8 protein-coding genes are annotated in these 6108 nt (G+C 38.2%); 7 read left to right on the top strand and 1 reads right to left on the bottom strand.

From position 1 onward, the window contains the following. The 7 genes from IIC38_11340 to IIC38_11310 all read left to right on the top strand — a co-directional run. Window positions 1-179, top strand: a 179-nt coding sequence (locus IIC38_11340; protein MCH8126543.1) for a hypothetical protein, incomplete at its 5' end; no start/stop codon positions are given. Beyond that, window positions 169-567, top strand: coding sequence for a biopolymer transporter ExbD (locus IIC38_11335; protein MCH8126542.1), 399 nt, complete (start codon window positions 169-171; stop codon window positions 565-567). The genes IIC38_11340 and IIC38_11335, both read left to right, overlap by 11 nt. 157 nt (window positions 568-724) lie before the next feature. Next, complete coding sequence (locus tag IIC38_11330; protein ID MCH8126541.1) at window positions 725-1528, top strand: energy transducer TonB; 804 nt, start codon at window positions 725-727, stop codon at window positions 1526-1528. A 268-nt stretch (window positions 1529-1796) separates the two neighbouring features. After that, the gene (locus tag IIC38_11325) at window positions 1797-2993 is read left to right on the top strand and encodes a PLP-dependent aminotransferase family protein (GenBank protein MCH8126540.1); all 1197 of its coding nucleotides are present in this window, start codon (window positions 1797-1799) and stop codon (window positions 2991-2993) included. Window positions 2994-3057: 64 nt separating this feature from the next. Next, window positions 3058-3681: an HAD-IA family hydrolase gene (locus IIC38_11320; GenBank protein MCH8126539.1), complete on the top strand. Its 624-nt coding sequence runs from the start codon at window positions 3058-3060 to the stop codon at window positions 3679-3681. 203 nt (window positions 3682-3884) lie between these two features. Next, window positions 3885-4223 carry a hypothetical protein gene (locus IIC38_11315; GenBank protein ID MCH8126538.1) on the top strand — a complete coding sequence of 113 codons (339 nt, stop codon included), beginning with the start codon at window positions 3885-3887 and terminating at the stop codon, window positions 4221-4223. 612 nt (window positions 4224-4835) lie between these two features. Next, complete coding sequence (locus tag IIC38_11310) at window positions 4836-5432, top strand: transposase (GenBank protein ID MCH8126537.1); 597 nt, start codon at window positions 4836-4838, stop codon at window positions 5430-5432. A gap of 60 nt (window positions 5433-5492) precedes the next feature. Here the strand turns inward: IIC38_11310 and IIC38_11305 are convergent, their stop codons facing one another. Beyond that, window positions 5493-6041 carry a hypothetical protein gene (locus tag IIC38_11305; GenBank protein MCH8126536.1) on the bottom strand — a complete coding sequence of 183 codons (549 nt, stop codon included), beginning with the start codon at window positions 6039-6041 and terminating at the stop codon, window positions 5493-5495. Between the last annotated feature and the right edge of the window lie 67 nt (window positions 6042-6108).

Below are 6108 nucleotides of genomic sequence, written 5' to 3'. Positions count from 1 at the left end.
TAGGTGCTAAAGGCATAGGCGCTTATGGAATACCCAGAGCGCTTATTCCTTCGCTAGCTTTGGTGTTTTATAACTATATCCAGGGAAAAATTGCCCGAAACGTGTTTGAAATGGAAGAAAGTTCTTATAGTCTCCTCGAAATGGTTCGTGAAAAGGAGATTGTAAAACATGAAATTTGAATATAAAAACAAAAGAATCACGACCTTTACGGCCGCTTCATTAACGGATATCGTTTTTCTCCTTCTCATTTTTTTTCTGCTTACATCCTCATTTGTAGTACAGCCTGGTATCAAAGTTCAATTACCGAAAGCGACGCCAACCCCTGTTGATACCGAAGGGAAAATATTTTTAACCATAACACAAGATGGCTTGATCTTTCTTAATGAAGAACGACTTCAGAAAAATGAATTGGGTCAAAGCATTCGTGAACTTTTGCAAAAAAATGCCGGTCTGGTTGTGGTGATTCAGGCAGATAAAAGATTGACACTGGAAAAGGCCATTGAAGTGATTGACATCATAAAGCTGGCAGGAGCTGAAAAGTTTGTCATCGCAACGAATCCAATTTGAAGGTGTGAATTCGTTGCTTCAAAGACACAAAATCACAGAGTTTTTAGGTATGAAATAATAATGATTTGCTTAAACAAATTTTAGATATTAATGAATATTGCTTTGGCAACTTTACGCCTTGTGGCAAATTTGATGATTAATTTGGATAGTTGATAATTTGGAAGACGAACCTAAAAAATCCGGCAATTTAGAAAACCAAGGGCATAACCAAAGCCTGGGGAAAACATTTGTTTATTCAGGATTGGCTCATATCCTTCTTTTATTGATTTTCTATTTTACGACTGTTTCTACCAGTTTAAGCCTACCGGAGTTTGTTGAAATTAATTTTGTCCGGACCGGCCAACCAACTAAACGACCGGTTAAACCCCGCACGGAACCGGTGATTGAAAAGAAAGAAGATCCTGCCCCACAAGAGAAAACAGTAGATGAAGTTGGTGTCCCCAAAGAAATTCAGCTTCCCAAACGAAGAATGCTTGAAGACAAAACACCTGATTTACAAGCGGTAACGAATAAAAAAAGAACCCCCGGTGTAGTTCCTTCAGTAACTCCACAAAAAGAAGGGACTGCAAAAGAGACTTTTAAACCAGGTACTTTTACAGAGGAGAAGGAAGATTTCCAACCGGGTAACCTGAAAGACCAAACACAACCGAATGCAGGGTCAAACCCGGGAATTGAATCCAGTTTATTCGAGATTGAAGGAAAAGCTGCGGAAAGAAAGATCCTGATAAAAATATTGCCAGAGTACCCGCAAGGATACAATAAAGAAGCGCTGATCAAATTTAGATTTAAAGTCCTGGCAAACGGCCATGTCGCTCAAATTATCCCAATCATGAAATATGACGCGGTTTTAGAAGCGAATGCTTTATCTGCATTTACGCGCTGGCAGTTCAATCCCCTGCCCCGTAATGTACCGCAAGATCCAGTTGAGGGGACCATTACGTTTCGATACAAACTTAGGTAAAGGTATATTACTTTGATTCATGAAAATGGATATTGACCAATTTGTTCTGAAATAAGACCATCCACTTTTATACCCAGCACCAGATTATTGATCATTCTTAATTGGTCATCGATCATCGTAAATTGCTAATTGCTCATTGCTCATTGTAATTTGATTAGTCTCATGAAAAAAACAAATAGCTAAGTTGATTCGTTTTTATTTCATCTATTATTTTAATTTTGTTTATCTTGTTGATCATGAATAATTTCTTTATATAGGGCTAACAAAATTGAATTGGAGTCATCTCTACGCAAGTCGCATCGATGCAATAGGACATTCCGATGTAGTCGCTATCTTAAAACTGGCTGAACGATCTGAGATCATTTCTTTTGCCGGCGGTCTTCCGGATCCGACAACATTTTTCCTGGAAGAAATCAAAGAAATTTTTGAAGAAATAATAACTCAAAGAGGACCTACTGTTCTTGGTTATGGGCCTATCCCCGGTATTGCTCCTCTTAGAGATTGGCTGGCACAACGTATGACTTTGTCAGGCAGGCAATCTAAACTTGAAGAATGCCTGGTAACAACAGGTGGAATTGCAGCGTTAGACCTGGTTTGTAAAGTATTCATTGACCCTGGTGATGTTGTTATTGTAGGTGAACCAACTTATGTAGCCGCCCTCCATGTTTTTAAAAGTTACCAGGCGCGATTCGCCGGCATTCCACTGGATGATAAAGGAATGCAACCAGAGGCACTACTTGCGACCCTTAAAAACTTAAGACAAAACTCACAGCATGCTAAATTTATTTACTTGGTCCCCACTTTTCAAAATCCATCCGGTGTTACACTTTCAGAAGATAGACGAAATAAAATCATACAAATCGCCAACGAATATTGTGTGCCAATTATTGAAGATGAAGCTTACCGCGATTTATGTTTTGAAGGTCAATCACCGCAAATGTTAGCATCTCTAGACCCTCAGAATGTAATTCATATCAATACCTTCTCAAAGATCTTTAACCCGGGTGTACGTTTAGGCTGGATAACTGCGTCGAAAGAATTAATTAACACGTTGATATTGGCCAAGCAAGGCCAGGATCAGTGTGCTTCAACTATCGGACAATATTTACTGTTTTCTTTTGCTGAAAAAGGGCTAATTCAACGACAAACATCAGCTGCAATTGAGATTTATCGACGAAAAAGAGATGCCATGTTAGCTGCTCTTGAAAAGCACTTCCCTCAAGATACACATTGGACAAAACCTCAAGGTGGGTTTTATACCTGGGTTACTTTATCAAAACACTTTGACACTGAAGCGCTTTTACCAAAAGCAATTGAAGGATCATCCGTTGCATATGTACCAGGACCGGCTTTTTATCATAATCGTAGTGGGAAAGAACGAATGCGGCTTTGCTATAGCTATGTTCCGGAATCACAAATCGAGGAAGGAATTAAGAGACTTGGGCAACTCTTATCCGCAGATTAGGTTTGAATCTGAGAACCATCGAATTCGAATGCTTTAATTCAAGATATATCAGCAACCGGATTTAATGCCTGGACCAAAATACAAAGCGGTACTCTTTGATCTTTACACAGCTTTATTGAACTCCTGGAAACTATGGAATAATGTAGCCGGCTCAGAGAAAACCGGTCTAGCCTGGCGTCAAAAATATCTTGAACTTACTTACAAAGCTGGTAAGTACCTTTCCTATGATTCAATCATCGAAAAATCGGCTCAACAGGTAGGCCTTTCCTCCACGCATTCAGATCAAATAATCGATCGTTGGGGTTACTTGGAACCCTGGCCGGAGACACATTCTGTGCTAAATAAATTGAACCTGAAAATTCCCATTGCTGTTGTTACAAATTCATCCATTGAACTTGCAAAAATAGCGATTCCTTGTACTGGAATATCCATTCAAATTGTAGTCACATCTGAGGAAGCTGGTTACTACAAACCAAATCCAAAGCCATACTTGCTGGCCTTGGAGAGATTAGGATTTCCTGCAGCGGAAGTATTATTTGTCGCCGGTTCTGCTGCGGATGTGGCTGGAGCTATGAGAGTTGGGATGCCGGTTTATTGGCATAACCGGATTGGATTATCAGCTCTGAACAATACGATTAAACCACTTTATGTTTCCACCTCGTTAGATCGCCTGTTGGAGTTGGCATAAGTGAATTATTTTCCACTTGCTTTGTTCACAATAGTTATTAATTCTAAAAAAAGGAATATGTCTTTCCAGTTGATTTATTCCCTCCTATATTGATAAATTCCTAAATAATGTAAAAATAAAACTAACATTAAGGATATAGCTATGCTAGCAATCACAGTCAAAAACATTCCAATTGATATATATGAGAGTCCGGATCGATCAAATTGCTGTTTAATGCTTTGAAGGCGGGATACAAGATTACTGAAAAACTAGCCATTGAGTATGAGCTGGAAAGATTGTTTTTAGATCCGGATCCTGAAGAAGAAAGCACCTGGATCCATGTCTTGACTGCAAATCATTTTTTTACACGTGATCTTTTTATGAAGGTTTTTTTTAAAACCAATTCTATTATTGATCGAAAAAATATACAGGCTGTTTTTGTGTACAGGTATCGACCGCCTTTTGGCACTTTCCAGATCGCATTCCAGCGTGGAACTGCAGAATTTGGTGAGCGCTCCGATCAGGGCAATACACTCTTTTTAAAACTAACTACCGTTTTATGAATTGAAACTTAAGATTTATTACTGTCTTGAGTCATTGTTTGAGCAATAGTTGTAAACAGTATATAAAGTTCTTGACATGTGTGCTGTTGAAGATTGTATAGTTTATAGTTAGTATCTGAACGAAAACTCTTTGCCCATACCACTCATTGTCATTTCGATCCCGCCACACGGCGGGAGAGAAATCTTATAAGTTTCTATAATTTTAATATCTTAGCATTATTTCGTGAAAAAGATTTCTCCTCAGCTTCGCTTCGTCGAAATGACAAATGATGAGTTTTCGGTCAGACACTAGTTAGTCTATGTGGGTAGAGGGGTGTGTTAAACCCCTATTACTAAAAACACATCTGAAGAATGGGAATTAAAGTGAACTATATTGGATTGATTTTAAAAGCAACTAGCTGCAATTATTCTGTCGTGACTTTTGTAGTATTCTTTAATGGTTTTACTAATGATGCCTTAAACATGGATATTTTTATCTGATGAGTATTAAGAATAAAAAAGATGTAGAGGAAATGGTCAGGGTTTATAAAGTTAAAATATAACGGGCTCGATTAAGTAACAGGGGTATAGCGATTACCATAGATATAGATAATATTTTACATGGTTTTATGAATGACTGACAACCTATTCAAAAATAAATACCGTATTCCATCTACTCGGTTGCATAGTTGGGATTATTCACGAAATGGAAATTATTTTGTCACAATCTGCGTCAAGAACCGTGAATGTGTATTGGGTCAAATAGAACATGGCAAGGTTATTTTATCAGCAATTGGAAATATTGCCGAATATTGTTGGCTGGAAATACCCAGGCATTTTCCTTTTATAAAATTGGATGAATGCATCATAATGCCCAATCACGTACATGGCATTATTGTTATTGATCATATCGATGATGAGAATATGGTAAATTCCAATCGTGGAGACGTTGCATGCAACGTCTCCATAACAAATACCGCACAATTCTCCCGTATTTCTCCGAAACGTGGGTCATTACCATCCGTGATTAGATCCTTTAAATCTGCCGTTACGAAATTTGTAAATAGAAAATTATCTGCACAGTTCTTTACCTGGCAACCCAGGTATTATGACAGAATCATTAGAAATGAAAAAGAATTATGGCATGTCAGAAATTATATACAACAAAATCCCAGTCGATGGACTGAAAATGAAGACAATCCAGAAAGAAAAATTGAAATCTCTGAGTAGTTGAGAATTGGAAACGATTTTAATGGATATAAAAACCTTACCATTTGAATTGTATTTCAATTAGATTACTTCTTTGATACTGTTTTGCACAAGATATAACGCCATTCCGAGACCTGCCCCTAAAAATAGACCATAAGCAACGCCCCAGAGCAACATTCCACCCTGACCTCCAATTGAGGCATTCAGAGCTGAACCAAGAAAATACCCAATTGAGTTTAAAATGAACAGTACTGTACATAATCTTAATGCAACTCGCCAAGTACCGAATCCAACTACAAATACCAGTCCTAGCAAAATAGACCCAACAAATGAACCCACCCACTCTCCGACAACACCGCGCAAAGTAAAATAGGCACCTGTCCAACCAACCGCATACAAAAAGAATCCAATTGCAAATATAGTATAAAACTTTACTGCCCGAATTGAATCTTTTACTAACGGCCTCAGTACCGCACCTCCCAGTCCAATGAACAGAACAGTCCAGACCAGGTAAGCTCCGGTAATGCCCAGGTTTTCGTACATCCATCTTTCTGCGAAAGCGACGGTTGCAAACACACACAGGCTTGTTAAACAAAAGCCAATGCTACCGGTTAACAGGTATCGTTTCATGGAGAGTATACTATTATGTATTTGTTATGTGAACTTATCTAACCTAACCTAATATTAACTGCTGTTT

Source organism: candidate division KSB1 bacterium, from assembly GCA_022566355.1.
Classification (GTDB): Bacteria; Zhuqueibacterota; JdFR-76; order JdFR-76; family DREG01; genus JADFJB01.
The sequence above is the reverse complement of the archived record's forward strand: the minus strand, read 5'-3'. Positions and strand labels throughout refer to the sequence as shown.

What these genes read in the sequence shown, in the direction of transcription:
- IIC38_11305 (MCH8126536.1), bottom strand. Translation starts at nt 6,041, where the DNA reads ATGAAACGATACCTGTTAACCGGTAGCATTGGCTTTTGTTTAACAAGC.
- IIC38_11320 (MCH8126539.1), top strand. Translation starts at nt 3,058, where the DNA reads ATGCCTGGACCAAAATACAAAGCGGTACTCTTTGATCTTTACACAGCT.
- IIC38_11310 (MCH8126537.1), top strand. Translation starts at nt 4,836, where the DNA reads ATGACTGACAACCTATTCAAAAATAAATACCGTATTCCATCTACTCGG.
- IIC38_11335 (MCH8126542.1), top strand. Translation starts at nt 169, where the DNA reads ATGAAATTTGAATATAAAAACAAAAGAATCACGACCTTTACGGCCGCT.